The sequence below is a fragment of the Curvivirga sp. genome, from assembly GCF_965219885.1.
In the GTDB taxonomy this organism is placed as follows: domain Bacteria; phylum Pseudomonadota; class Alphaproteobacteria; order UBA8366; family Aestuariispiraceae; genus Curvivirga.
The window spans coordinates 2,734,152-2,758,992 of sequence record NZ_CBDCOT010000009.1; the positions used below are offsets into that span (position 1 = coordinate 2,734,152).

Sequence of the window (24,841 nt, forward strand, 5' to 3'; positions counted from 1 at the left end):
TCAATTCTTATCCCTATGATCATTTCAAAATAAAACTTGAAATTTGATTGAGGGAGTTTTCATGTTGCGCGGAATGTTACGCCTTGGACTTCTAACAGCGATATTAGTTGTCGGAATCAATGACCTTGCCTTTGCTGCAGGCGGTCCGGCTAGTTACAAACTGGATGGTTCTCAATTAAACCTATATTGGGTTATTCCATTTGCAGGCATGTTGCTATCGATTGCTGTTTTTCCTTTGGTAGCAGGGGATTTTTGGCATCATAATTTTGGTAAAATAGCATTAGGTTGGGCAGCTACTCTGATCATACCGTTTCTAATATTCTTTGGTTACCAAGTTACCTTATATGAAATATTACATGTTGTTCTTTTAGAATATATTCCATTTATAATCCTGTTGTTTTCATTGTTTACCGTTGCTGGCGGTGTGCGATTACGTGGCAAGCTGCGTGGAACACCGCTTGTGAATACAGCCATTCTGGCTTTTGGCACGTTGATTGCCAGCTGGATGGGAACAACCGGGGCGGCTATGCTTTTGATCCGCCCATTGTTGCGCGCAAATGAATGGCGCACACATAGGGTTCATGTAGTTGTTTTCTTTATTTTCTTAGTTGCAAATATTGGCGGTTCATTGACGCCACTTGGCGATCCTCCATTATTTCTTGGTTTCTTAAAAGGGGTTAGCTTCTTTTGGGCGACGCAGGAAATGTTTTTACCGATGTTATTTGTGTCCACAATATTGTTAGCCGTCTTTTTCCTATTGGATAGTTATTACTATAAAAAGGAAGGTGATCTGCCTTCTGTAGATGAATTACATTCGGATGAACCTGATGGCATTAAAATTGAAGGTGGGCAAAATATCATCTTCCTAGCTGGTGTGGTTGGGGCTGTCTTGTTAAGCGGGTTCTGGAAACCGGGCATATCATTTGAGATTTATCATACCCATGTCGAGTTACAGAATGTTGTAAGAGATGTTATTCTGCTGTCGCTGGCTGCAATTTCGTGGAAATTTACAGACATTCATAGCCGCATTGCGAATGGTTTTTCTTGGTTCCCAATTCAAGAGGTTGCTAAACTATTTATTGGTATCTTTATCACTATTGTGCCTGCAATTGCTATTTTGAAAGCGGGCAGTGACGGGGCGCTTGGATTTGTCATCAATGCAGTAACAAGTGACAGTGGTGAGCCGGTAAATGTGATGTATTTCTGGTTGACTGGTATTCTTTCCAGCTTCCTGGATAATGCACCAACTTATCTGGTTTTCTTTAATACAGCTGGCGGTGATCCTGTCGAATTGATGGGGCCTTTAACCAATACATTATTGGCGATTTCGGTTGGCGCTGTGTTTATGGGGGCTAATACCTATATCGGTAATGCACCAAACTTTATGGTTCGTTCTATTGCTGAAGAGCGCGGTGTGGCAATGCCAAGCTTCTTTGGGTATATGGGATGGTCCTTTATTATTCTCATTCCATGCTTCGTCCTAGTGACTTTTGTGTTTTTCTAAGACATATAAGTATAAAATGTTTTGAATATAGCGAGGCGGTAGAAAGTTTTTCTTCCGCCTCATTGCTTTTTGAGGATTAATTCTTAACTATAACAAACTTCAGAATAAAAATGAGATGGGATCATGGATCAGATTGCAGCAGAAGGCATGGGCAAAGGGCGACGCCAATGGAATACATTAAAGGCCTTATTACCGTATTTATGGCCAAAAAATGCAGGGGATATTCGACTTCGTGTCGTAATGGCGTTGATTTGTTTGATGGGTGCAAAAGCAGCCAATGTAATCGTACCAATATTTTATGGCAAAGCTGTTGATGCTTTGACGGTTACCGAACACGCTTTGGTGACAGTACCAATTTATTTGCTGTTGGGATATGGCCTTGCGCGTTTGATGACTGTTGTATTTCAAGAGTTACGAGAAGCATTTTTTGCAAAAGTGTCTCAACGAGCAATTCGTCAAGTTGCTTTGACGATTTTTAAGCATCTTCATGGGCTTTCTTTAAGGTTTCATTTGGAAAGACAGACAGGTGGTTTAAGTCGTATCATTGAACGTGGTGTAAAGGGAATTGAGTTTCTTTTGAACTTCACCTTATTCAATATCTTACCGACCCTTGTCGAAATATTTCTGGTTTGTGGTATTTTGTGGGGGCTATTTGATTTTTACTTTGCGCTCGTAACTTTCGTGACAATTGTTTCCTATATTGCTTTTACGATGTGGGTGACTGAATGGCGTTTAAAATATCGCCGTCAGATGAATGACAAGGATACAGAAGCCAACACCAAAGCGATTGATAGCTTGATCAACTATGAAACCGTAAAATACTTTGGAAACGAGGCGCATGAAGCAGCACGTTATGATTTGGCAATGCAAGGTTATGAAAAAGCTGCTGTTCGATCAGTAACCAGTCTATCTGCTGTGAATATCGGGCAGGGGGCTATCATTGCTATTGGTCTTGTGGCCTTGATGGCCATGGCTGGTTATGGCGTCGAAAATGGTGATATGACTGTCGGGGATTTTGTTCTCGTGAATACCTATCTGATCCAATTGTATTTACCACTTAATTTCCTTGGTTTTGTATATCGTCAAATTCGCCAATCTCTAACAGATATGGAAGATATGTTTACATTGATGGATGTGTCTCAGGAAATTGCAGATGCACCAAATGCAAAGCCTTTGGCGATATCTTCAGGATGTTTAAGCTTCAAGGATGTTTCTTTTGGGTATGATGCAAGGCGCCCGATTTTAAAGAATGTGTCTTTTGATATTGGGGCAGGTAAAACTCTAGCAATTGTTGGTCCTAGTGGAGCTGGAAAATCTACTATTAGTCGATTGATGTACAGATTTTATGATTCTCAAAGTGGCCATATCCAGATTGATGGGCAAGATATTAAAGATGTTCAACAATCTACCTTACGTGGTGCGATTGGTATCGTTCCACAGGATACCGTTTTGTTTAATGATACGGTTTTATATAACATCCGCTATGGCCGTCCTGATGCAACAATTGAGGAAGTAAAAGAAGCTGCGAAACTCGCCCGTATTCACGACTTTATAGAAGCGTTACCTGACGGATATGACAGTATGGTTGGCGAACGTGGACTAAAGCTTTCAGGTGGTGAAAAACAACGTGTGGCAATTGCACGTACAATTTTGAAAGCGCCTGATATTTTACTATTTGATGAAGCGACATCAGCGTTGGATACAGCGACAGAACGTGAAATTCAGAAAAGTTTACGTCAGGTGAGTGAAGGGCGCACGACACTAGTTATTGCACATAGGCTTTCGACAGTAGTTGATGCAGATGAAATTATTGTTTTAAAAGCTGGTGAAATTGCTGAAAAAGGTAAGCATGAAGATTTATTGGCGCTTGATGGAATCTATGCTGAAATGTGGGCAAGACAACAAGAAGCAGCATCTGGTGGGTAACGTGTTCCAAAAAAGTGCATTTGTTTTATTAGTAAGTATATTCATGATTAGTTCATCATTTGCTGATGAAGTAATCTTTGAAAAAGATACTGTTATTATTAATACAAAAAACGGTGCAGTTTCTTTTGAAATGGAAATTGCATCTGATTATGAACAACGTAAACAGGGGTTGATGTATCGTACTGAGCTGGCTGATGGTAAGGGAATGTTATTCGATTATGGTTTCCCATACGAAGCAGCCATGTGGATGAAAAACACGCTCATCCCACTTGATATGTTATTTGTAAGAAGTGATGGAAAAATTGCTTATATTCATCATCGTGCGATACCTGGTGATTTAACAGCAATTTCGGCAGGGGAGCCTGTTAGAGCAGTGATAGAACTTGCGGGTGGACAAGCAAAAGCAAAAAAAATAAAAGTTGGTGATTACGTGGACTATGAAATTTTTACGAATCGCCCTTGATTAATAGGGAACAAATCATATAGATACAATTTTATATATCTTAGGCAGACCTAATATAGATATAGGATTGGCATCTTTAATTGAATGGAAAACCGGATGAAATCATATTTTGAGTATGCAGGAAAAATTGCGCTTTACACGATCGCGGCAACATCAATGACCGCCTGCGCTTTTTTTCATCCGGAGTTGGACCGACCTGTAGAAACTGGCAATACGATTGACCAATTTAATTCTATTGAGAAATATTCGCCTGTTTATGTGAATGTAAACATATCTTATGAATTTGAATTTGTAGATCACGAGGACTTTGAAGAAAAAGGTGAGGAAATCTGGATTTATAGAGGCAGAATGGAAGATATGAAAAATCGGTATATGCAATTATCTTATGCCGAAATTGATGCAGAACAATCACCGCCAGCAGGCGCTGTTATTACGCAAGGTCGTAAACGCGTAACCGGATATGATACATGCATTACAAAAAGCCGCGATCTATCTGATGATGAACAGGCGTTGTTTGGTGACGCAATTCAAAACTTAGATACATATGCCTTAACTGATGATGTACCAAAAACGGATTTGTTTGTTCGTCGGTTTATTGAAAATAATACCCCCGAGGGGGCGAGACGTTTAGAAGCGGTCTATTTTATATCACTTGATGAATTGGGATATAATTGTGCAGACTTTAACACAAATGATGAAACCATGCTTGAGATGCTTGCTGATTGGCGTGCTGAATCGTTAAGATCCTTTGAGATTATCGGATAAAGTGTTTGAAAACCTCGCTAGATGACTAGCGAGGTTTTATTTACTTTAGGAAATTCAAATTTAGTTGGTTGTCCTTTATAGGTGGACACCAATAATGTGCGCCAGTTGATGGCGTTGAAAACTTAAAAAGCCCATCAACTATATTATCCTCAAGGCCAATCATTCGTTTTAACTGTGCTTCGAAAGCATAGAGGTTGGCGCTGAAACACATAAAAACCAAGCCTTCACCTTTATCATCTGACCAAGGCATGCTACGGCGTAAAATAAAGGCTTCAGGTTCAAAACTTTCTTGTGCTGTCCTTTTCACATGTGCAAATCGTGGTGCATCATCAAGTTCTTCATTATCACTGAGGCGGCGCCCAATAATGTGGTCTTGTTGCTCTTGCGGATGTTTTTGAAATGCGGAAATATCGTGATCCCATCGTTGAACCGTAAAAATACTTGAAGCATTTAAGCCTATATCCGTACTTGAAATTAACGCGGCTTTCTCTGCGTCATCGCCTTTTGGATTCTCGGTCCCGTCTTCGTATCCTGTAAGGTCATGCCCATCCAAATACATAAAGGTATTTTGGGTTCGCGCTATTGAAAAAAAACTTGATAGGGTTGCTGTCAATTCACGCGCATCTTTTGCAATTTTACCACAATCATCATTTTCTATACGAACTGCTAGAGAGGCTTGAGTTTCTGGGATAGTGCAGCCTATTCCCTGATAGCTTTGAAAAGCGTGAAAACCTTCGATTTTTTTTTCGAATAATTCAATAATATCCGGCCCGAAGCCAATTAATATCTTTTCGGAATAAGCTATGCTTTCCAGCACTTCCAGTAGCTGAGATGTTGAGATATTTGGATTGAGTATAAATTCGATAATACGTGCATGTTGGGGAACTGGAGCAAGGACTGAGGTTTGAGCGGATCCTGAAGTCATTATTTTTCTCGTTTATAGGTTGTTATTAGATTTATTGTTTTAAGGGAAGTTTAACAGTGATAACTGTGCCTTTATCTATTTCGCTTTCAATAGATATATAACCTTGATGAAGGTCTACAAGCGATTTTACGATAGTTAATCCTAAACCTGTACCTTCTTGCGTTGTGAGTGCAGTTTGATGGCCTCGCTCAAAAGGGTTCATGATATTAGGTAAGTCGGATTGCTGTATCCCTTTTCCGGTATCTCTAATGGTGAAAAATAGAGATGCAGAGGGAATATCCTGTTTCATATGAATAAAAATTTGCCCATACTCATTATTGAATTTTATCGCATTATTTAGAAGATTGAGAATAATTTGAGTTAATGCACGTTTATCGGCAGACAGAGATGCCACATGTGCTTCATGCTGAAAATCAATAGAAACCTTCTTTTTATTCGCCAGGGGAGCAAGTGTTTTTATGCAATTTTCTGTTAATTCAATAATATTAAACTCTTCGGGATTAAAGCTAAACTTGCCTTCTTCAATCGCCGAAATATCTAGAATATCATTAATAAGAGATAATAGATGTTCGCCGCTTTGGTGAATACTTGCAGCATACTCACCGTATTTCGGTGGGGTGATTTTTCCTAATAACTGCTCTTTAATCATTTCGCTGAAACCAAGAATAGCATTGAGAGGGGTGCGTAACTCATGGCTCATGGTTGCTAGAAATCGTGACTTGGAGAGGCTAGCTTGTTCTACATCTCGTAATGCTTTCTGTCTTTCCAGCTCCGATTTCTTAATATTTGTAATGTCTGTTCCACTTCCACGATATCCAATAAAGTTTCCGTTGAGATCAAACAGAGGAAGTCCAGATAATCTGTAATGTTTGGTTTCGCCATTTTTCAAAGTCATCGCATATTCAAAATTTTTGAAGATGCGCCTATTATTCATGTCATCTAAATGCTGTGTCCATTCAGTATCTTCGGAATTTCTATTTCCGACTTCCCATCGATACATTCCTATCTTGTCCTCAATTGTATCGCCTGTTACTTCAGTATATTTGGGCGAAACATAAGAAAATTTTAAATCTGAATCTAGTTCCCAAAACCAATCTGAACTAATGACTGCTAGATCTTTAAACCTTTTTTCTTGTTCTTGTAATGAGAGTTGCCTCTGCATCAAAATGCGAATGAGTAAGGATACGATACATATGAAAAATAAACCGAAAATAAGATAGAAATAAGCAAGATATTCTCTTAATGCATTGCTCGATACGCCCGTTGGGCTTACTTCTAATCTCCATTCACGTGACCCAACATTAATTTTTTGGGTTAGGGTGAATTTAGAGTTTGATATTCCCTGAGTATGAGGAATAACGTGTTTTTCTCCATCGTATATATTTAATATAAAGTGATCTTCAAAGCTTTCAGAAACTGCAGCTTCTACAGCAGGTTCAGCTTTAAATACAATGTTTAGAAAACCGTGATTTTCGCCATTTATTGTAATAGGTAGATACCCAACAAATCCTTTTCCACCTTGTGCGAGATTAAGGGGAGGGGTGGTAATAAGCTTATCTTCTGACAATGCTTTACGCACAGCAATGCTTGGGAATTCCAGTTCTCCTATATTCAAGTTTAAAGCACCTTCGTTGCCTTTCAATGGTACCACCCATTTAATGATCAGGTCATTATCCAACCAATTAATAGCTTGGAAGTCCGGATATAGGTTGTGGAGACGTAATGCCTCTACCTCAAAAGAGGATTGCGAAGAAAATTCATTATTCTCCCATTTTTGCTGTAGAAAATAAGCGAGAGAAAATCTAGATTCAAAATGGGATTTAATTTGCGTTGAAAAATGCTGTAAATGGCCATTGATTTCTGTAAGAAGCCGCTTGTCATCTTCATCTTTGATGATTTGCCAAGAATATAACAAAAGACTGCTTAACACGAGTGCGATCGTAAACGGCAATAAGTTAATATGACCGATGAAGGTCGAAAGGAAACTTTGTTTTTTTTGTGCTTTCGATTCATTCATCAAAAAATAATTCCGAGATTCTAGAGCCTGCTGATTCACAATTATCATATATGAATATTTGAGGATATAAGAAAACTTATTCAAAAATTATAAAAAAAGAGAGAAATAAGATACTTTTATGAATGAATTTATTTTTTTGAAAAAAAGTGAAGAAAGGGGTTTGACTTCATCTGAATCTTGGTGTTTATAGCGCCTCAAGAGAGTTCAACACTCCCTTAAACGACTTAACCGGAGTATGGCGCAGTCTGGTAGCGCACCTGGTTTGGGACCAGGGGGTCCAAGGTTCGAATCCTTGTGCTCCGACCAATTAAACGGGATATCTATTAGATATCCCGTTTTTCGTTTGGGTGTATTTTTAGTATTAGAATCATTCATTAGATACAATTTTATATAATTCTATCGACATTTTTTATTAGAAACTAAGATTCGTCGAGGAATCTTACGCATGATAATCTTCCTCTATTAAGGAATTTATTTATGCATTTTTATATTCTTAAAACATTTAAAAAATTCAAGACTGAGGAAAAGGGAGTTTTCTCAGTGGAATTTGCGTTGGTTCTTCCATTCTTGTTGGTTTTGATGTTTGGAACTATTGAGGTAGGACTTGTGATGTTTACCCAAAGCTTGATGGAAGGAGCTCTTCGTGATGCTTCGCGTTATGGCATTACAGGTCAGGAAGCAGATGCTGATGCACGATTAGAATCTATTGTTCAGATCATCGAAGATAAGACTATCGGCCTTGTTGATATGGATACAGCTAGGATTGATGTCTTAACTTATGACAGCTTTGGGCAAATTGGGGAAGGAGAAGCCTATATCGATGGTGATGGAAATGGCCAATATGATCTTGGAGAGACATTCACAGATGAAAACGATAATGGTGCGTGGGATGCAGATCTCGGAACTACAGGACCAGGCGGAGCAGGTGACGTTGTCTTATATCGAATAAGTTATGACTGGCCTATTATTGCAGGTTACATGAAGAGTATTTTGGGATCAGAGGAAGGAAAACTCCCTCTCTCTGCATCTGTTGCTGTTCGAAATGAGCCATGGGATTTAATCGAATGATTTGGTCACGTTTTAAAATCTCTTCAAGAGTAGGGACATGTAAGAAATTTTTAAGAAATGATTCTGGGTTAGCAGCCGTAGAAATGGCGGTGGCACTCCCAATCATGGTTTCATTGTTATTGTCAGGCGTGGAAATTACCCGTTATATCCTTTTGAATCAAAAGTTAGAACGCGCTAGTACAACAATTGCTGATCTTGCTGCAAGGGAAGAAACAATATCAGAAACTGTGATTGCCGATATCTTCGAAATCACTGATGAAGTGATGCGTCCTTTTGAAATCGATCTGAATACGACTGTAATTCTATCTTCGATTATTAAAACTGGTAATGATGCACCAGAAATTGTCTGGCAGCGAAGTTACGGTTCGTCCTCAACAGCTCCATCTGGGAGTAGATATGGTACGACAGGGGAGACAGCAGATTTACCTGCAGACTTTGTGATGCGTAGTGGCGAAGGAATTATCACTGCGGAAGTAGCACATGACTTTGAAGCGACCTTTTTAAGCGATCTTGTTCCCAATTCAGTATTATATAAGAATGCGATTTATCGTCCGCGATATGGTGCGCAATATACAGTTACTGATGATTAATTCAAAACTTCAAATTTTCGTATAAACTATAAAATCGAAAGAGCCTTTCCTTACTTGGAAAGGCGTAATTCTGATACATGATTAGCAACTTCAAGAAATATGGTTTCTAAACTATCGCGATCAGGTGCATAGTGATAATAAGGGCTGTCTGGGCCACTTGCGACATCTTTCATTAGGGATTGTAAGCTGCTGTTATTGTATGCAAATTGAATCGTATAGATGACTACGCCTGAAGATTTGATTTCAGTTGCTAAATCACGCAGGCGCGCATCCATGTTTGCTCTGGCGCTACTCCCAATGCCCAATACACCTTTATATGCATCACCATTACCGCCGACTTGTGCCCCATCAGTAAGTAACACGATTGCACGAGTACGCTCTACCGCAGGATCTTCTAATGCTTCTGTAAAGGGTGTCGGAGGTGTTAATGTGCGCCATGCCCATCCTAATCCGCCGGCAATATTTGTGGCGCCGGTAGGATATATGAGATCATCAACGGCATCTTCAATGACAGATTTGGTATTCTGAAGAGGAGTGATACCATGGGATAAGCATGGAATGCATTCACTACCATTCACGGATCCCGTGCATGTACCTCCTGATACTGGTTCACCTTCAGGTCCGATAGGCTCCCATGCACGCCATTCACCATCAGTTAATGTTGTTAGACCATCATATATATCGGCGTCATTATTATCGTTAGCATCATCAAGATAGCGGGCATAAACACATCCCTGCCAATCAGGATCAGGTTCATGCAGAAAGGGAACGGGGGAATTATCAGCGAAAAAGACTTCGGACTGTGTAACGCCCGTAAGCGGGTTGTCAAAACTTGGAACGGGTGTTGAATAATTTAAATCTGAATCATACGTGGTTCCGTCAATTTGCACATTTACCTTACTATTCCATGGAACAAGACCAATTGTTAGATATTCCTTTGTAGCATCACTGCCAAATAACGTATCTAATAGGACATGTGATGCCGCACGTGCCGCTTCAATACGGGTACCGCCACCTGGTGCGCCATAGGTCATAGAGCCGGACATATCAATTGCAAGAACAAGATCCAAAGCTGTTTTACGTCGATGTATTTCAGCTTCTGCAGAAACTGTTAATTCATCAATGTCGATTAGCTGCAGAAACGTGGTTTTGATAGTTGCAGTGCGAAAAAGGTAAATTGTTTCTTCGTCCAAATCTACATCAATTGTTAAATTACTTAGAGTGGCGTCCAGATATCCAGAGGGAAAATTTGCATCAAATAACATATGTATATCATCATCACGATGATCTAAGTAAAAGGCACGTCCGCCAGCCAAAGAAGCAGCATCTAAGGCCGACGATAGACGAGATTTAACCATATATGCCCTTGAAATATCGACACCTAATGCCACGATTGTAATCATTGGAACGATGGCGATTGCAATCAGGGAAATAATCGATCCTGATTGATTTCGTTTGAAGCGTCTTATTAAAGAAAACATGTATTTCGAAATGCTTTTCATAAAATATGGTCCTTAATTTCCCTGAGACTATCTAAAGGGCGAGTTAGTTGTCTCATGGATTTACATTTAATTCTAATCTTTGTTTCTGGCGAAAAGTGGCATTAATTAAAGATAAAATTTTATGAAAATATGTATGCATATTAACAGATTAATTAATGTAAAAATATTAAATTTTACTTTTAAAAAACAAATAGATAATTTGGTTATTTAACTTTTGACCTTAGAGTCGTTTTGACTCATCTTATCCTCATCAAGACCCACGAGGTCCAACCAATCGAGGAGATTTAAAATGTTGAAAAGCACAATCATCAAATTCGTTAAAGACGAAGATGGTGCGACAGCTATTGAATATGGTTTGATCGCTGCTTTGGTATCAGTTGCGGCGATTGTCGCTCTAGGTGATATGGGGGAAGCATTAAGCACCATGTTCTCATCCGTAGAAACAGAACTATCTGATGCTGTTGGTGGCGGTGATGGTGGCGACGGTGGTGATGGCGGTTAAGTTCTAGTTATTTAGGCTCGTCACTTGGAGGGGGCTTTCTCCAGCTATTGGAAAAGCAAAAAGTTAAAACGGGTCGAGGCGCCAAACTCGATCCGTTTTTATTTGAACGAGCCACGTTTTATATAATCAGTAAGGACCCGGAAAATGACTTTTCCCTCGTTATTCTTCTATTTATGTATTGCACAATTCGTTGGGCTTTGCCTTTTTGCTGCAGCTAATGATGCAAGATTCTTTAAACTACCCAATAAAATAATCGCATTAATCTTTGCGTTGTTTGTCCCTATGGCTCTTGTATGCCTTAGTTGGGATCAGGCTATGTATCATATCGTAGCGTCAGTCGCCGTGCTTGTGGTTGGATTTATCTTGTTTGCATTTAATATTTTCGGTGCAGGCGACGCAAAGTTTTTAGCTGGTGTTTCTTTATGGGCCGGCATTGAAATGCTTCCAGTCTTACTTCTTACAATGGGGATGGTTGGCGGCTTTATGGGACTGATCCAAATGATGCGTCGTCGCTATGACGTTTCTTTCGTTCTGGGATACTTACATCTTAAAAAAATTGAAGAAGTTACATTGAATGTAAAGGTACCATACGGCGTGGCGATATCAGCCGGTGCACTCGTCGTTTCAATTATTCAGATTGTCAATGTAGCTCAAAAACCTCTTAGCGGTATAGGAGGATAATAAAATGAATATTCGTACTATTTTAATGCTTGCTCTTGCGGTAGGTAGTGCCAGTGCAACAGGTTATAGCGCTTTTAATTTTATAGAAAAACAACGTCAGAAGGCCGCGATCCAAAGAGAACAAATTGAAACGGTGGTTGTCGAAGAAAAAGCATCACTGGTGGCTTTAGTTCCTAAGATGGATATGCAGTCTGGACAATTTGTTCGCCCGGAAGATCTGGAATGGCAACCTTGGCCCGAAGCAGCCAATAATGAGCGTTATGTGACGCTAGATGAAGTTGATGCAGAAAATGATCTGGTTACTGAAGAGGCAATCAATAGTTTCAGTGGTGGCGTTGTAAGATCGCCTATTTTAAAAGGTCAACCAATTCAACAAGGACAAGTTGTTTTTCCTGGGGATAGGGGTTTTCTAGCAGCTGTTCTGGATCCCGGTATGAAAGCCGTTTCTGTTTCTATCAAGAAAGGCGCAGGCGTTTCAGGGTTAGTTTTCCCAGGTGATCGTGTAGATGTGTTACTTGCCCTTCGTTTAAAAGGAACTGATATTCGTGGCGATAAAATTACGCGTTTTGTTAGTACGACTATGCTTGAAGATGTACGCGTTTTGTCAATTGATCAAAGTTTATCAGTTTCAGAAGACGATAATGGAATGGATGGTGATACTGCGACGATTGAAGTCACTGAAGAACAAGCGCGTGAAATGTCTATAGCACGTGAGATGGGACAAGTGTCGCTGGCATTACGTAGCCTTGCGATAAATGATGGTGATATTGCTCAAACCTTACCTGAGGAAAAGGCAGATCAAACCGCAATGAAAACGTCATATGTGCAAACAGTCACGGAAAGCAATGTGACACCAGAAAGAAATTACACCCTTGATACGGAAATTTTTACAATTAATGGACGGGATATGTCCATGATCATTGGTTCACGCAATTCGCCCAAAAAAACAGAAGGTGTTGTTGTATTACGTGGAAATAAAACGGACGATTAGGGAGGAAAGAAAATGATAATGCTAAGAATAATTTTCCCGCGTATCTTTGTGGTATTGAGTTTAATGATGTCTTTTACATCCATTTCTGTTGCACAAGATGTACAAGTTATCTCTCCTTCCCAGAAAACTATCGTTCTTGATCAAAATTCTGGTAGTTTAATCAAACTGCCACAAGTGGCTGATACTGTATTCATTGCTAATGCGGATATTGCAGAAGTAATGGTTCGTTCACCACAGCTTGTATATTTGTCTGCGCGTAAACCCGGTAATACGACATTATTTGCCGTGGGTAAAAATAACGATATTCTTGCCAGCCTTAATGTAAAAGTTAAACCGGACTTAGAGGGTTTAAGGCATCAAGTTAATGTTATTTTTCCTGAATTGGATTTAGATATTTCTGCTGTAGGTGGTTCTGTCTTATTGCGTGGTTTAGTGAAGTCGCCAAAGGATGCAGCTATGATTAAAAAGATGGCTGAGATTGCAATTGGTGATGAAAAGCTTGTTTTAAATCAATTGTCCGTGCGTTCTCCTAGCCAAATTAACTTGCGCGTCCAAGTTGCAGAAGTGTCTAGAGATATACAAAAACATCTGGGAATAGACTGGACTGCAGATGGATTAATACGTTCAGCAACCATTGCAGGTCGATCTCTTAATCCTCTTGTTGGTAATTTGTCTCCTTCTTTCTTAGGTATAGGCGGCGAAATCGGTGATGTTACAGTTAACGGATTGATTAGTGCTCTTGACGAAGAAGGATTAATTACGCTTCTTGCTGAACCGAATTTAACCGCGGTTTCAGGTGAAACAGCAAGCTTCTTGGCTGGTGGCGAATTTCCAATTTTAATACCTGATGGTGACAATCGCGTCGTGATTATGTTTAAGAAGTTCGGTGTTTCCTTGGCTTTTACACCAGTTTTAGTAAATGAAAACAGGATTAGCCTACATGTCCGGCCTGAAGTAAGTGAATTATCCAACGAAAATGCTGTAACGCTAGTAAACTTCGAAGTGCCATCATTGATCACACGCCGCGCGGAAACAACCGTAGAGCTAGGAAGTGGTCAAAGCTTTGCAATTGCAGGATTAATCCAGAATGATTCTTCGTATGATTTAGCCCGTACTCCGGGTTTGGCAGATGTACCTATTTTGGGACAGCTTTTTAAGTCAGATACGTTTCAACGTAGTGAAAGTGAACTGGTGATTGTGATTACACCTTATTTGGTGGAACCCGTTGATGGCAATCCATTCGTGAAACCGACAGATCGTTTTTATGTTCCAAAAGTGGCTGAAACCATTGAGGAAATTGAAAACGCGGAATCCCCAAATATCTTCCGTTTTGAGGAAGAAGAAAAAGCACCACGTCCACGTATAGCTGGTTTTCAGTTTGACTAAATAGAGAGGAGAACGAAAATGATTTTTGAAATGCAAAGATTTATATTTGGCTTCCTGTTTATTTGCTCATTAGCATTATTTGTAACTGGTTGTACAAATCGTCCTGCAGGTGAGAGATGGAAGTTTGGTTCAAACAACGCCGAACTCATGGTAAAGCCTGTTGATTACATCTATGCCCCTTCGACACAACCTGACGGTAGCTTGTCAGACACAGAAGCGAGGAAACTATCATTATTCCTGAAAAAGTCAGGTTTGCGCTCTTCCGACCAGTTAATCGTGCAATCAAGTAATAGTTATCGAGGTGAAAATGCTGCTCAATGGGTATCTTATTGGCTTAAAAATCAGGAATTAACCGTGACAATGCAATCTGGCACGCTTGGGTTGTCAGACGAGATGAATGATGATTTAGGGAAAGAACAAGTTGTTAATCCTGTTCAAGTCGTCGTTCGTCGCTACCAATTATCGGTTCCCAACTGCGAACGAAATATGTCAGCTCATATCACCACTGTAACCAGTACAACTCGTGCAACACTTGGCTGTTCCAATGTTGCTAATCTAGCTCATATGGTCGCGGATCCAAGTCATGTCGCAAATGGTAGTGATCCAGGATATATGGATGGTGAACAGGCTGCGTCAGGTGTTTACGAATATTGGGCTGGCGAGACGGAGCCACTGATTGTTGAGCAGTTCGATGTTTTGGATAACAGTTCGGGAGATGAGTAATGGTTTTAACTGTGTTTAAGGAAGACTCAGATTCCAAAATAAATAATATGGCTGATACGCTTAATAAACTTCCTGCACTTGCCTTGTCTTCTGATTTGCAAGCCAGAACAATTTTGTCGGAATTTTTCAAATCAAGAGATTGGTCTATTGATGGCGTGATAGATGCAGATCAAATTCAAGCTGTTGAGATTTTATCGCAATCTTCTACGCCGCCGTTTGTATTGATTGATGTAAATGATATTGCGGATCCCGTTGCTTATCTTGAACAATTATCCAATGTATGTGATGCAAGTTCAAAAGTAATTGTAATTGGTAAAGATAATCGCATTCAGACCTATCACGCGATCAAAGCATTAGGCGTTGTGGATTATATACCAAAACCTTTTGCTATATCCGATATCGAAGATTGTTTTTCTCATAATGAAAAGAACATTGTATCTATATCGGGAGATGGAGAAAATAAGGCTACTTCAATAGCTGTTATTGGTGCACGTGGTGGAGCAGGGGCCACGACACTGGCGTTGGAGGTTGCGCGCAGCGCTCTACCAAAAGATTTAAGGAAAAAGAAGAAACCAGTAAAATCTAGTAAAGTTGAACGTCATACTGTTTTACTTGATTTGGATATTCATTTCGGATGTTCCGCACTTTTTACGGATATACAGCCAACGCATGCTTTAGTTGATGCTTTATCCAGTCCGGAGCGGATAGATGATCTGTTTTTAGAGAGATCAACAATTACTCTGGAAAACGGGATGCAATTACTTGCAGCTGAAGATGATCCATCTCATTTTGTAGAATTAAGCGAAGACTCTTTAAATATCTTGTTTGATAGGGTGATAGCTGCATTTAAGACAGTCGTTATAGATTGCCCTAGATATATCTTACCTCAATTCAAATCCGTCGCAGAGAAACTGGATCATTTAGTCGTCGTTCTTGAGCCGAATATAGCAAATCTAAGAGATGCAATTCGTATTTTGAATTGGGTTGAGAACTTGGACAAGAAGCCTGAAATACATGTGGTGCTTAATAAAACTGGGCAATCAAAAAATGCTGAGTTGAGCATGAAAGATATTGCGCAAACTTTAGGCCGAGAACCTATTTCATCGTTATCTTTTAGTATTGATACCTTTGCTTTGGCGACAGAGAAGGGGATCGCAGTTAGTGAGGCAAAAGCTCCTAAGCAGATAAAACTTGAACTAGAGATGCTTAACAAGGCGATCTTCGGAGAAGAAGAGGTCAAAAAACAAAATTCCCTATTGAAGAGATTAGTGGGGAGAAAATCATGAGTTTTGGTAAGCGTCAAAAAGAAAATCCTAAAGTTAGTAAAACTATTCTGAGCCGCGTTGAGGAGAGTTTTAAGGATAAGCGAATTGTACATTTGAAAGATCGTTCTCAACAAAGAAAAGTGAATGATCAACAAGAAGTTAATATGAGCATTCGCGAAGCGGTTGAGGTACAAGTTGATAGCGATATTTTAACCGATGAAGACCGTCTTGTTGAAGAAGTTTTTATCTTAATGAAGAAACGAAATACCGCAGAAAGTATTCTATCTCATCCTCGACAAGAATTAAGTCATATGGTTGGAAGTAATCTCGGCGAAGTTCTTTTACAGCATAATAAAAATATTGATCAGCACCTTGAGCGCGATCTGATTACCGCAGCTTTGAATATGCTATTATCATGGGCGGAAGATGAAACTAAGTCTAGGAATGTAAAAAACAAAACAGGTGAGTCTGCTATTGTTTCAGAAACGCGAGAAATTGTTCAACCGCTTCTTTTAGAACAAATGGATTTATCTAAAGCGTTAACTATTCCCAGGGAAGAATTGGCGGTGCAAGTTAATGATATTCTTGCAGATATTCTTCAAGATAAAGAAATAAACATTAATCTTCTCGAACAACGTCAATTAGTCACCTTACTTATTAATGATATGCTTGGCTTGGGCCCGTTGGAACCTTTGCTAGCAGATGATGCTGTAACCGATATTATGGTGAATGGTGCCAAGCAGATTTACATTGAAAAGGAGGGGAAGTTAGTACTTTCTGACGTTACTTTTAGAGATGACAATCATGTAATGAATGTCGCTCAGCGTATCGTATCTCATGTTGGACGACGTGTTGATGAGACGACACCATTATGTGATGCTCGTCTAGCCGATGGATCTCGCGTTAATATTATTATTCCGCCACTTGCGATTGATGGTCCTAGTATTTCAATTCGTAAATTTTCTGAAAAAAAGATTACTTTAGATACCATGCGTCAAAGCAGTAGTATCTCAGATGCGATGGCAACAGTATTGAAAATTGCTTCACGCAGTCGGTTAAATATTTTGATTTCGGGGGGGACGGGGTCAGGAAAAACAACAATGTTAAATGCGCTTTCTCGTATGATTGATGCGGGAGAGAGAATTTGTACGATTGAGGATGCTGCTGAGCTTCAATTGCAGCAGCCACATGTTATACGCCTTGAAACCAGACCGCCAAATTTAGAAGGGCAAGGTGAGATCACGATGCGTGATTTGATGAAGAATACCCTACGTATGCGCCCTGATCGTATCATCCTAGGAGAGATACGTAGCGGAGAGGCGCTAGATCTTTTGCAGGCTATGAATACTGGGCATGATGGTTCAATGGCAACTATTCATGCAAATAACCCGAGAGAAGCTGTCGTGCGATTGGAAAATATGGTGGCAATGGCTGGAGTGAAATTACCTCATGAGGCGGTGAGAGCGCAAATTGCGGGGGCTGTTCATCTTGTTGTGCAAGTATCTCGTATGCGGGATGGTGTAAGACGTGTTTCACAAGTGACAGAGATTATTGGGATGGAAGGGGACGTTGTCACAACGCAAGATCTGTTTAAGTTTGAATTCACTGGTGAAGGTGCAGATGGTAAGTTAACTGGTGAACATAAATCCACGGGATTGCGTCCAGCCTTTATGGCACAAGCTGAATATTTCGGATTAGACAAAGCTCTTATTCAGGCTATGGGAACCTAGGGGGGCGATTATGGATCTGAATACAATTATCATTGTTGGTGGTATGTCTCTCACAATTTTGCTGATTGTGTTAATGGTATTTGGCACCTCTGATCGTCAAAAAATTCGTCAAGATCGTCTAGAGTCCTTAGTGAAATTACGTTATTCGAAAACACGTGTATCTGAGAAACATGACACCGTTCGAAAACAAGATAAAGATACATCAGGTATTTTTGCTACCTTGAATAAATATGCACCAAAACGCGAAGTTTTAGAAAAATTGCTTTTGAAAACAGGCAAGAACATTTCTATCGGGCAGTTTACTGCAATTATGGCTGTTGTTAGTTGTATTATCACCCTATTTGTTGCTTTATTCTTTAAGCTGGGCATCTTGATATCTCTATTATTTGGTAGTGCTGTTGGGATAATGGGACCATTAATGGTGATCAGAAGTATCGCGGAAAGGCGCCTTTCGTTATTTTTGCGTGATTTTCCTGACGCAATTGACTTAATGGTGCGTGGCTTAAGAAGTGGTCTGCCAGTTTCAGAAAGTATGCTTTCTGTTGCCCGCGAATTTGATGGTCCTATCGGTGCAGAATTTAAAGCAGTTATGGAGAGCGTTCAATTTGGTACTGACATGGAAAAAGCTCTCTGGAATATGGTAGATAGATTACCATCTGCAGATGTGAAGTTTTTCGTAATTACTCTTTCTATTCAAAAGGATACAGGGGGGAATTTAGCTGATACACTAAACAATCTATCAAATATTTTACGCAGTCGAAAGCAGATGGTTTTGAAGGTTAAAGCATTGTCATCCGAAGCTAAAGCAAGCGCAATGATTTTGGGCAGTTTACCATTCGTGTTATTTGCAATTCTAAGCGTATTATCCCCTGATTATATCTTCCAGTTATTTGAAGATCCACGTGGCCATGTCATGCTAGCTGTGGGTGGTGGATTGATTTTCATTGGAGTGATGATTATGCGCAAAATGATTAAATTTAGAATGTAGATGGAGGAAAATATGTTCGGCTTAGATATATCTGATGTCATCCCAGTTATGGCTGCTTCGTCTGCATTTATTGCCGTAATATCTATTTGGCGCGTTTCCGTTGAATTTAAATCGCCACTTGCAAGAAAAGCGAAAGAATTGCGTCTACGTGAAAACGCTATGCGTAGAGGGTATATAAAGCCGGAAAAAAGAGAGCGTTTATTACAAAATAAACGCGAAAATATTGTTAAAAAAGTTGTAACGAAACTAAATTTGATGAAATCGGCGCAAGCGGAACGAATGGAAGCTAGATTGGCCCAAGCGGGCTGGCGTGGCAAAGAAATGCTGATGAACTTTCTTTTCGTGAAGTTATGTATGCCCTTTGTGGGAGGAGGCGTTGCGTTAGTTATACTCTGGTTAAAGGACGGAGAAAACCAAACCACAAGTATGCAGCTATTGATTGTTTTAGCAGGTGTTTTTGTTGGATATTATCTTCCTGAACTGATGGTGAAAAACAAAGTGACTAAGCGCCGTTTAGCATTGGAGTTGTCATTACCTGACAGTTTGGACCTGATGGTAATTTGTGCGGAGGCTGGTTTGAGTCTTGAGGCAACTTTAAAACGTGTTGCTGCCGAAATGGCACTTGCATCTCCAGAACTATCAGATGAGCTGGCATTAACTGCTACGGAACTGGGAATCTTACCAGAGAGGCGTAAGGCTTTAGAGAATCTCGCAGCCAGAACTGACATGCCGCAAATAAAATCAGTTGTAAATACCTTATTGCAAGCGGAGCGCTACGGTACGCCTTTGGCTCAAAGCCTTGTTATTCTTGGGGAGGAATATCGTTCGGAAAGGATGATGAAAGCGGAAGAAAAGGCAGCTAAGCTTCCAGCTATATTGACTGTACCTATGATTGTTTTTATTATGCCTTCACTATTTATTGTCCTGTTAGGTCCTGCAATTATGCAGGGGTTAGATTCGATCAGTAATTTATAGAGTAATTAGTTTCCACAGGTGGTCTCGCTGGGTCCGATCACTGGGAAAAGAAGGGGGGAATTTGGCGGTTCCTCCCTTCACTTTATTTTACACCAAAAAGATGTCTTGCACGTGATTTTGGAGGCATATCTTTTAGGTCTTGTGCATATCTGATTGTTTTATTCGCTCCATTTTCGCCTTGTAATGCTGTCGCTATCTTTAAAGCCTCTTCGTCTTGTCCATTTAAAACCAATGCAATAGATTTATTGAGCTTTGCAACCTGATTATTTGGCATTTCACTAAATAGAGTGATGGCGATATCTGGTTTATTAAATACTAAATACGTTAAAGCTAAGTTAATTTTTATTGAATGATCGCTCGGCGTTTGCATCAAGATTTTTTGAAATATATTAATTGCCTTTGTTTCTTGCCCTTCCAAAACTGACGTTAATCCATCTACTAATCTTCCCTCACGTGTTTCTAACAGTGAATTTGTTTTGATTTTATTGAGGTAATTCCGCGCATCTAATGAATTTCCAAGACGCGCATAGTTTTTAGCTGCTTTCAGTTTAAAATGATCAGATTGCTCAATAGTAAGGCCATCTACTTTAGAAATAGCTGCCCAGATTTCAATTGCTTTATTCCAACTGTTTTGTGCTTCATAGGTTTGTGCCAATCCTTCATATGCTGAAATAGTAGGATCGCTTTGTAATGCTTGCTTAAAATAGGTTTCGGCGGTTTCATAATCTTGCCGCTCATATGCTTTATCGCCGAGACTTTCTAGACTGACATCTTTGTCAAATGCGGGGGATTGTGCGCAAGATGAAAGGATTAATACTGAAAATACCAAATTAATAGGCAGGTTTTTATATAAAATGCGATACATGTGATAACCATCACTCTCTTATGGAGTTAGCTCTGTTAAGAATAAAACCTGACTTAGTGATTTTCTTAATTTCATTTTTAAATAGTAGCTAAAGGAATAGAAAATACAAATAAGAAAGGGACCCAGCCCGTGACAAATGAATTAATTACACTCGTAGAACGCCTCCACCGCCGCTTTTTGGATCTCGTTCGACTTGAGTTACAAAATAATGGCATACGCGATATAAATGCTGTCCAAGCCTTGGTATTAACAAATATTGGTGAAGGCGAAGTTCTTGTTCGTGATTTAATCGAACGTGGATATTACTTGGGGCAGAACGTGAATTACAGTATTCGTAAACTTGTAGATTACGGATATTTAGAACAGCAACGTGATGAACATGATAAAAGGTCTGTGCGTGTCAAGGTTACAGATCAAGGGAAAGATATTTTGCCCTTGGTTGAGCAAGCAGTGACTGTTGGACAGAATGATGATGAAGCGAATGACAACTTCATGACCGAAGGTGAAATGGCTGATCTATGTTCCAAATTGAAGATAATCGAACGTGGATGGTCTGAACAAGTTCAGTATGGCTATCGCCGTTTCTAATTGATTAAATATGCTTAACTCTTGACGAAATAGAAGATAAAGTTTAACTCCTATTGTCATCAGGATTAAGTTAGCCAAGCAATATGATTTGTATAGGCATTCAATAGAAATAAGGCTTTGTTATGGAAGTACGTATCTTTAAACCTGCTAAAACAGCTATGCAGTCTGGTCGCAATAATCTAAAAAAATGGGTGTTGGAATTTGAACCAACGGATCGCGCCGCTGCTGATCAATTGATGGGTTGGGTTGGGTCTGCCGATACAAATAAACAAGTACAATTGAAATTTGAAACCAAAGATGAGGCGATTGCATATGCTACTAAGCGTGGTTTTGCTTATACTATCTCAGAGGAGAAGGTAAGAAAAATTAAGCCAAAAGCTTATGCCGATAATTTTGCAGCAGATCGATTGTTTCCTTGGACACATTAATGTGTTGTAACTTGAGTTGATAAGAGCCCTGATACCTGAGATCAGGGCTTTTTCTTTGAAGTGGAATATTTTTACTTTTTGTGGTCTGTAATGACTTGAGATATCTGAAAGTGGATGATAAGTTCCGGTCCGATTAGAAGATGGTCCCGTAGCTCAACTGGATAGAGCAATTGACTTCTAATCAATAGGTTGGGCGTTCGAGTCGTCCCGGGATCGCCATAAAGGCCTCTGATTCTGTCAGAGGCCTTTTTGATTTGATAAGCTTAGTTTTCTTTATTTCTACTATTTATGTTCTGATCAAGAGTTTTGTTTCAAGAAACCCTATATCAGGTTCATAAATGACAAAAGAAAAGCTGCATTCTTACGAATACAGCTTTTCAAATCTTCTCAGTCTAAGAAATGTTTACACAAACTTAGAGCCAAAAATAACTTCTGGTAGCCAGTTAGCTAATCCTGGATTTAATGCCAAGATCACCAGAGCTATGATTTGGATAACTACGAAAGGTAATACACCTTTATAGATATCCGTAGTTTTTACTTCTTTTGGCGCCACACCGCGTAAATAGAATAAGGCGAAGCCGAAAGGAGGGGTAAGGAAAGATGTTTGCAAATTCATCGCCATCATGATTCCTAACCATACCGGGCTTACCCAGTCGTTTTGTAACAAGATAGGAGCAACGATTGGCACAACCACGAATGTGATTTCGATAAAGTCCAAGAAGAAACCAAGTACAAACATAACCAACATGACCATAATGATCATACCCCATTCACCACCAGGAATAGCGGTTAGAAATTCCTGCACAGCCTCATCACCGCCAAAACCGCGGAATACAAGACTGAACATAGCCGCACCGATCAGGATGATGAATACCATCGCAGATATTTCCATGGTGCCGCGATTTACCAAGCGAAGAATACCAGCTCCCCACACACGCCATAAAGAAACCAACAATCCCCAAACAAGGAAAAGGCCACAGATAAAGGCTGCAACAATTGCTGCCATGTCACCGGTCGGAATTTCATTACGCAAAATACGCATATCAAAAAACGCAGATAGGAAAAGCATAACAACCAAAGAAGCGGCTGACAGATAGATTGCGGTGTTTGAACCTTTATCTAATGCTTTAAGAATTGCGCGTAAGATATGTAAATGTGTTGCGACAGTTGTTACAATCATACCAACGATACCAAAAACCCAGGGCATATCGAACAATATGGAGCCAATTAACATAAATGTTAGGAAGCCCCCGATTGCCGCACCTAATAAACGGGACAAGCGCGCTTGGCCATCAGGTGTATTCAACTCAAGAACTCTTGGCATCTGTAATTCTTCAACACGGATACCAGCCAATAGCGTAGCACCCATAGCGCCAACAGCTGCGGCTTCGGTTGGTGTGGCAATACCAGCTAAAATTGAGCCCAACACTGCGACGATCAGAACAACCGGCGGGATAAGTGCATGCATTACCTTTGGAAGAAGTGCTGCATCTTCACCAAATTCCTCCGCTGGAATAGGAGGGGAGGATTCTGGTTTTACAACAGCGTAAATCAGTTGATACAGGATATACATACCAACCAACATCAAGCCTGGTAGTAATGCACCAGCGAATAAATCACCAACTGATAAAGGTTCCGGAGACCAGTTACCAACAGCACGTTGAGCATCAACATATGCGTTTGAAATTTGATCACCTAATAACACTAATACGATGGACGGTGGAATAATTTGTCCTAATGTACCCGCTGCACAGATTGAGCCACAAGCCAGTGATTTATCATAACCACGACGTAACATGGTTGGTAAGGACATAAGTCCCATTGTTACCACAGTTGCCCCTACAATCCCTGTAGAAGCGGCGAGTAACATGCCAACGATTGAAACGGAGATACCTAGTCCACCACGAAGAGAACCAAAGAGTCGTCCCATGGTTTCAAGTAACTCTTCTGCGACCTTAGATCGTTCAAGCATTACGCCCATAAAGACGAATAATGGAACCGCAATGAGTACTTCGTTCCAGACGGCACCACCAAAAATACGACTTGGAATATTGGCAATAAAGGCAAGGTCAAACACACCTAACGCAAATCCAAGCAGCGCAAACATAAGTGCGACGCCGGATAATGTGAATGCAACAGGGAAACCAAGCATCAAAAAGATGCAGGCTGCTGCAAACATCCCGAGATCAAGATATTCTACCATTATTAAATGCCTTCGTGTTCTTCGTCTTGAGTTGGTTCTTCATCGCCAGTCAGCACACGAAGAGAATGAATAGCCATTGAAATGCCTTGTAAGATCAACAAAACCAGCATCACAACCATAGCGGATTTCAAAATAAAGACAGCTGGAATACCACTTGTTTCTTTTGATTTTTCAAATATCTGCCAAGAAGAGGCAACATACGGCCAAACGTAATAAAGCATGCCTACACATACAGGTAGTAACAATGTAAAGAAGCCGAAAATATCGACCATCGCTTTTTTACGAGGTGAAGCGCCGCGATAGAAGATATCTACACGAACATGTCCACCATGAAGCAGGGTATAACCTGCACCTAACATAAATAAAAAACCATGCATATAAATGATGGATTCTTGCATAAAAATGGAACCGTAGCCAAATACGTAACGCAATACTACGACCAAAAACTGTACCACAACCATGAACAACGCCAGCCAGCATACAGACATACCAAATTGCTGATTGATGCGATCAATGAAGCGGGCCAGACAAGTTAAAACTTGCACAGACACCTCCCACTTGATGTTCTAAACTTTTAAATTAGGGCAGACCCCTAAATTTTTTACAATATTGAGCCGCATTATAGTCGTCAAACCCGCAGATACCAGCCAAAAATGATCGAAAATCCTGAAAATTCACAAATTTAGTGATGTTTTGGAATAAGTATTAGAAATAAGAATGATGGAATAACAGAAACTTTCTTTCTGTAAGCCTGCG

The 24,841-nt window shown here is 40.0% G+C and carries 23 protein-coding genes and 2 tRNA genes; 19 read left to right on the top strand and 6 right to left on the bottom strand.

What is annotated here, in order from left to right:
• The first annotated feature begins 61 nt into the window (after positions 1 to 61).
• The 4 genes from ACOQOA_RS18335 to ACOQOA_RS18350 all read left to right on the top strand — a co-directional run bounded on the left by ACOQOA_RS18335 (position 62) and on the right by ACOQOA_RS18350 (position 4,658).
• Positions 62 to 1,504 carry a sodium:proton antiporter gene (locus ACOQOA_RS18335; protein WP_420550040.1) on the top strand — a complete coding sequence of 481 codons (1,443 nt, stop codon included), beginning with the start codon at positions 62 to 64 and terminating at the stop codon, positions 1,502 to 1,504.
• Positions 1,505 to 1,627: 123 nt separating this feature from the next.
• Entirely contained in the window at positions 1,628 to 3,430 is a 1,803-nt protein-coding gene (locus ACOQOA_RS18340) for an ABCB family ABC transporter ATP-binding protein/permease (protein ID WP_420550041.1), read from the top strand.
• 1 nt (position 3,431) lies between these two features.
• Complete coding sequence (locus ACOQOA_RS18345; RefSeq protein ID WP_420550042.1) at positions 3,432 to 3,893, top strand: DUF192 domain-containing protein; 462 nt, start codon at positions 3,432 to 3,434, stop codon at positions 3,891 to 3,893.
• Positions 3,894 to 3,989: 96 nt separating this feature from the next.
• On the top strand, positions 3,990 to 4,658 hold the full coding sequence (locus ACOQOA_RS18350) for a hypothetical protein (RefSeq protein ID WP_420550043.1): 669 nt from the start codon (positions 3,990 to 3,992) through the stop codon (positions 4,656 to 4,658).
• Between the two features lie 40 nt (positions 4,659 to 4,698).
• Here the strand turns inward: ACOQOA_RS18350 and ACOQOA_RS18355 are convergent, their stop codons facing one another.
• Positions 4,699 to 5,583 carry a Dyp-type peroxidase gene (locus ACOQOA_RS18355; RefSeq protein WP_420550044.1) on the bottom strand — a complete coding sequence of 295 codons (885 nt, stop codon included), beginning with the start codon at positions 5,581 to 5,583 and terminating at the stop codon, positions 4,699 to 4,701.
• Between the two features lie 31 nt (positions 5,584 to 5,614).
• Positions 5,615 to 7,600: an ATP-binding protein gene (locus ACOQOA_RS18360; RefSeq protein WP_420550045.1), complete on the bottom strand. Its 1,986-nt coding sequence runs from the start codon at positions 7,598 to 7,600 to the stop codon at positions 5,615 to 5,617.
• A gap of 229 nt (positions 7,601 to 7,829) precedes the next feature.
• On the opposite strand from ACOQOA_RS18360, the gene ACOQOA_RS18365 reads away from it, so the two are divergent.
• From ACOQOA_RS18365 to ACOQOA_RS18375, 3 genes are all read left to right on the top strand, one after another.
• Positions 7,830 to 7,906, top strand: a tRNA-Pro gene (locus ACOQOA_RS18365).
• Positions 7,907 to 8,140: 234 nt separating this feature from the next.
• A complete protein-coding gene (locus tag ACOQOA_RS18370) occupies positions 8,141 to 8,668 on the top strand; it encodes a TadE/TadG family type IV pilus assembly protein (protein ID WP_420550046.1) in 528 nt (175 codons plus the stop codon).
• Entirely contained in the window at positions 8,665 to 9,258 is a 594-nt protein-coding gene (locus ACOQOA_RS18375) for a TadE/TadG family type IV pilus assembly protein (protein ID WP_420550047.1), read from the top strand. The genes ACOQOA_RS18370 and ACOQOA_RS18375 overlap by 4 nt, the downstream gene beginning before the upstream one ends.
• 50 nt (positions 9,259 to 9,308) lie before the next feature.
• Here ACOQOA_RS18375 and ACOQOA_RS18380 read toward each other — a convergent pair whose 3' ends face one another.
• Positions 9,309 to 10,760 (bottom strand): pilus assembly protein TadG-related protein, encoded by a 1,452-nt coding sequence (locus ACOQOA_RS18380; RefSeq protein WP_420550048.1) that lies wholly within the window; start codon positions 10,758 to 10,760, stop codon positions 9,309 to 9,311.
• Positions 10,761 to 11,049: 289 nt separating this feature from the next.
• Here ACOQOA_RS18380 and ACOQOA_RS18385 point away from each other — a divergent pair, with 289 nt between their 5' ends.
• From ACOQOA_RS18385 to ACOQOA_RS18425, 9 genes are all read left to right on the top strand, one after another.
• Positions 11,050 to 11,262, top strand: coding sequence for a Flp family type IVb pilin (locus ACOQOA_RS18385; protein WP_420550049.1), 213 nt, complete (start codon positions 11,050 to 11,052; stop codon positions 11,260 to 11,262).
• Positions 11,263 to 11,406: 144 nt separating this feature from the next.
• Positions 11,407 to 11,943: an A24 family peptidase gene (locus tag ACOQOA_RS18390; protein ID WP_420550050.1), complete on the top strand. Its 537-nt coding sequence runs from the start codon at positions 11,407 to 11,409 to the stop codon at positions 11,941 to 11,943.
• Between the two features lie 4 nt (positions 11,944 to 11,947).
• Entirely contained in the window at positions 11,948 to 12,934 is a 987-nt protein-coding gene (cpaB, locus tag ACOQOA_RS18395) for a Flp pilus assembly protein CpaB (protein WP_420550051.1), read from the top strand.
• A 12-nt stretch (positions 12,935 to 12,946) separates the two neighbouring features.
• The gene (locus ACOQOA_RS18400) at positions 12,947 to 14,320 is read left to right on the top strand and encodes a type II and III secretion system protein family protein (RefSeq protein ID WP_420550052.1); all 1,374 of its coding nucleotides are present in this window, start codon (positions 12,947 to 12,949) and stop codon (positions 14,318 to 14,320) included.
• Between the two features lie 18 nt (positions 14,321 to 14,338).
• Positions 14,339 to 15,043: a CpaD family pilus assembly lipoprotein gene (locus tag ACOQOA_RS18405; protein ID WP_420550053.1), complete on the top strand. Its 705-nt coding sequence runs from the start codon at positions 14,339 to 14,341 to the stop codon at positions 15,041 to 15,043.
• Positions 15,043 to 16,329: a hypothetical protein gene (locus ACOQOA_RS18410; protein WP_420550054.1), complete on the top strand. Its 1,287-nt coding sequence runs from the start codon at positions 15,043 to 15,045 to the stop codon at positions 16,327 to 16,329. The genes ACOQOA_RS18405 and ACOQOA_RS18410 overlap by 1 nt, the downstream gene beginning before the upstream one ends.
• Complete coding sequence (locus ACOQOA_RS18415) at positions 16,326 to 18,038, top strand: CpaF family protein (protein WP_420550055.1); 1,713 nt, start codon at positions 16,326 to 16,328, stop codon at positions 18,036 to 18,038. The genes ACOQOA_RS18410 and ACOQOA_RS18415 overlap by 4 nt, the downstream gene beginning before the upstream one ends.
• A gap of 10 nt (positions 18,039 to 18,048) precedes the next feature.
• Positions 18,049 to 19,026, top strand: coding sequence for a type II secretion system F family protein (locus ACOQOA_RS18420; protein WP_420550056.1), 978 nt, complete (start codon positions 18,049 to 18,051; stop codon positions 19,024 to 19,026).
• Positions 19,027 to 19,038: 12 nt separating this feature from the next.
• Positions 19,039 to 20,001, top strand: coding sequence for a type II secretion system F family protein (locus ACOQOA_RS18425; RefSeq protein WP_420550057.1), 963 nt, complete (start codon positions 19,039 to 19,041; stop codon positions 19,999 to 20,001).
• Positions 20,002 to 20,083: 82 nt separating this feature from the next.
• Here the strand turns inward: ACOQOA_RS18425 and ACOQOA_RS18430 are convergent, their stop codons facing one another.
• Positions 20,084 to 20,866 carry a tetratricopeptide repeat protein gene (locus ACOQOA_RS18430; RefSeq protein ID WP_420550058.1) on the bottom strand — a complete coding sequence of 261 codons (783 nt, stop codon included), beginning with the start codon at positions 20,864 to 20,866 and terminating at the stop codon, positions 20,084 to 20,086.
• Between the two features lie 129 nt (positions 20,867 to 20,995).
• On the opposite strand from ACOQOA_RS18430, the gene ACOQOA_RS18435 reads away from it, so the two are divergent.
• From ACOQOA_RS18435 to ACOQOA_RS18445, 3 genes are all read left to right on the top strand, one after another.
• Complete coding sequence (locus ACOQOA_RS18435) at positions 20,996 to 21,454, top strand: MarR family winged helix-turn-helix transcriptional regulator (RefSeq protein ID WP_420550059.1); 459 nt, start codon at positions 20,996 to 20,998, stop codon at positions 21,452 to 21,454.
• A gap of 122 nt (positions 21,455 to 21,576) precedes the next feature.
• On the top strand, positions 21,577 to 21,882 hold the full coding sequence (locus tag ACOQOA_RS18440; protein ID WP_420550060.1) for an ETC complex I subunit: 306 nt from the start codon (positions 21,577 to 21,579) through the stop codon (positions 21,880 to 21,882).
• A 142-nt stretch (positions 21,883 to 22,024) separates the two neighbouring features.
• Positions 22,025 to 22,101: transfer RNA gene (locus tag ACOQOA_RS18445), tRNA-Arg, on the top strand.
• A gap of 184 nt (positions 22,102 to 22,285) precedes the next feature.
• Here ACOQOA_RS18445 and ACOQOA_RS18450 read toward each other — a convergent pair.
• Together ACOQOA_RS18450 and ACOQOA_RS18455 are read right to left on the bottom strand one after the other, a co-directional pair.
• Complete coding sequence (locus ACOQOA_RS18450; RefSeq protein ID WP_420550061.1) at positions 22,286 to 24,085, bottom strand: TRAP transporter large permease; 1,800 nt, start codon at positions 24,083 to 24,085, stop codon at positions 22,286 to 22,288.
• 2 nt (positions 24,086 to 24,087) lie between these two features.
• Entirely contained in the window at positions 24,088 to 24,630 is a 543-nt protein-coding gene (locus ACOQOA_RS18455; protein WP_420550062.1) for a TRAP transporter small permease subunit, read from the bottom strand.
• Positions 24,631 to 24,841 lie beyond the last annotated feature (211 nt).

Coding starts and splice junctions, on each gene's coding strand:
- ACOQOA_RS18335 (WP_420550040.1), top strand. CDS start 62: ATGTTGCGCGGAATGTTACGCCTTGGACTTCTAACAGCGATATTAGTT.
- ACOQOA_RS18340 (WP_420550041.1), top strand. CDS start 1,628: ATGGATCAGATTGCAGCAGAAGGCATGGGCAAAGGGCGACGCCAATGG.
- ACOQOA_RS18350 (WP_420550043.1), top strand. CDS start 3,990: ATGAAATCATATTTTGAGTATGCAGGAAAAATTGCGCTTTACACGATC.
- ACOQOA_RS18355 (WP_420550044.1), bottom strand. CDS start 5,583: ATGACTTCAGGATCCGCTCAAACCTCAGTCCTTGCTCCAGTTCCCCAA.
- ACOQOA_RS18360 (WP_420550045.1), bottom strand. CDS start 7,600: ATGAATGAATCGAAAGCACAAAAAAAACAAAGTTTCCTTTCGACCTTC.
- ACOQOA_RS18375 (WP_420550047.1), top strand. CDS start 8,665: ATGATTTGGTCACGTTTTAAAATCTCTTCAAGAGTAGGGACATGTAAG.
- ACOQOA_RS18380 (WP_420550048.1), bottom strand. CDS start 10,760: ATGAAAAGCATTTCGAAATACATGTTTTCTTTAATAAGACGCTTCAAA.
- ACOQOA_RS18385 (WP_420550049.1), top strand. CDS start 11,050: ATGTTGAAAAGCACAATCATCAAATTCGTTAAAGACGAAGATGGTGCG.
- ACOQOA_RS18390 (WP_420550050.1), top strand. CDS start 11,407: ATGACTTTTCCCTCGTTATTCTTCTATTTATGTATTGCACAATTCGTT.
- cpaB (WP_420550051.1), top strand. CDS start 11,948: ATGAATATTCGTACTATTTTAATGCTTGCTCTTGCGGTAGGTAGTGCC.
- ACOQOA_RS18400 (WP_420550052.1), top strand. CDS start 12,947: ATGATAATGCTAAGAATAATTTTCCCGCGTATCTTTGTGGTATTGAGT.
- ACOQOA_RS18405 (WP_420550053.1), top strand. CDS start 14,339: ATGATTTTTGAAATGCAAAGATTTATATTTGGCTTCCTGTTTATTTGC.
- ACOQOA_RS18410 (WP_420550054.1), top strand. CDS start 15,043: ATGGTTTTAACTGTGTTTAAGGAAGACTCAGATTCCAAAATAAATAAT.
- ACOQOA_RS18415 (WP_420550055.1), top strand. CDS start 16,326: ATGAGTTTTGGTAAGCGTCAAAAAGAAAATCCTAAAGTTAGTAAAACT.
- ACOQOA_RS18420 (WP_420550056.1), top strand. CDS start 18,049: ATGGATCTGAATACAATTATCATTGTTGGTGGTATGTCTCTCACAATT.
- ACOQOA_RS18425 (WP_420550057.1), top strand. CDS start 19,039: ATGTTCGGCTTAGATATATCTGATGTCATCCCAGTTATGGCTGCTTCG.
- ACOQOA_RS18430 (WP_420550058.1), bottom strand. CDS start 20,866: ATGTATCGCATTTTATATAAAAACCTGCCTATTAATTTGGTATTTTCA.
- ACOQOA_RS18440 (WP_420550060.1), top strand. CDS start 21,577: ATGGAAGTACGTATCTTTAAACCTGCTAAAACAGCTATGCAGTCTGGT.
- ACOQOA_RS18450 (WP_420550061.1), bottom strand. CDS start 24,085: ATGGTAGAATATCTTGATCTCGGGATGTTTGCAGCAGCCTGCATCTTT.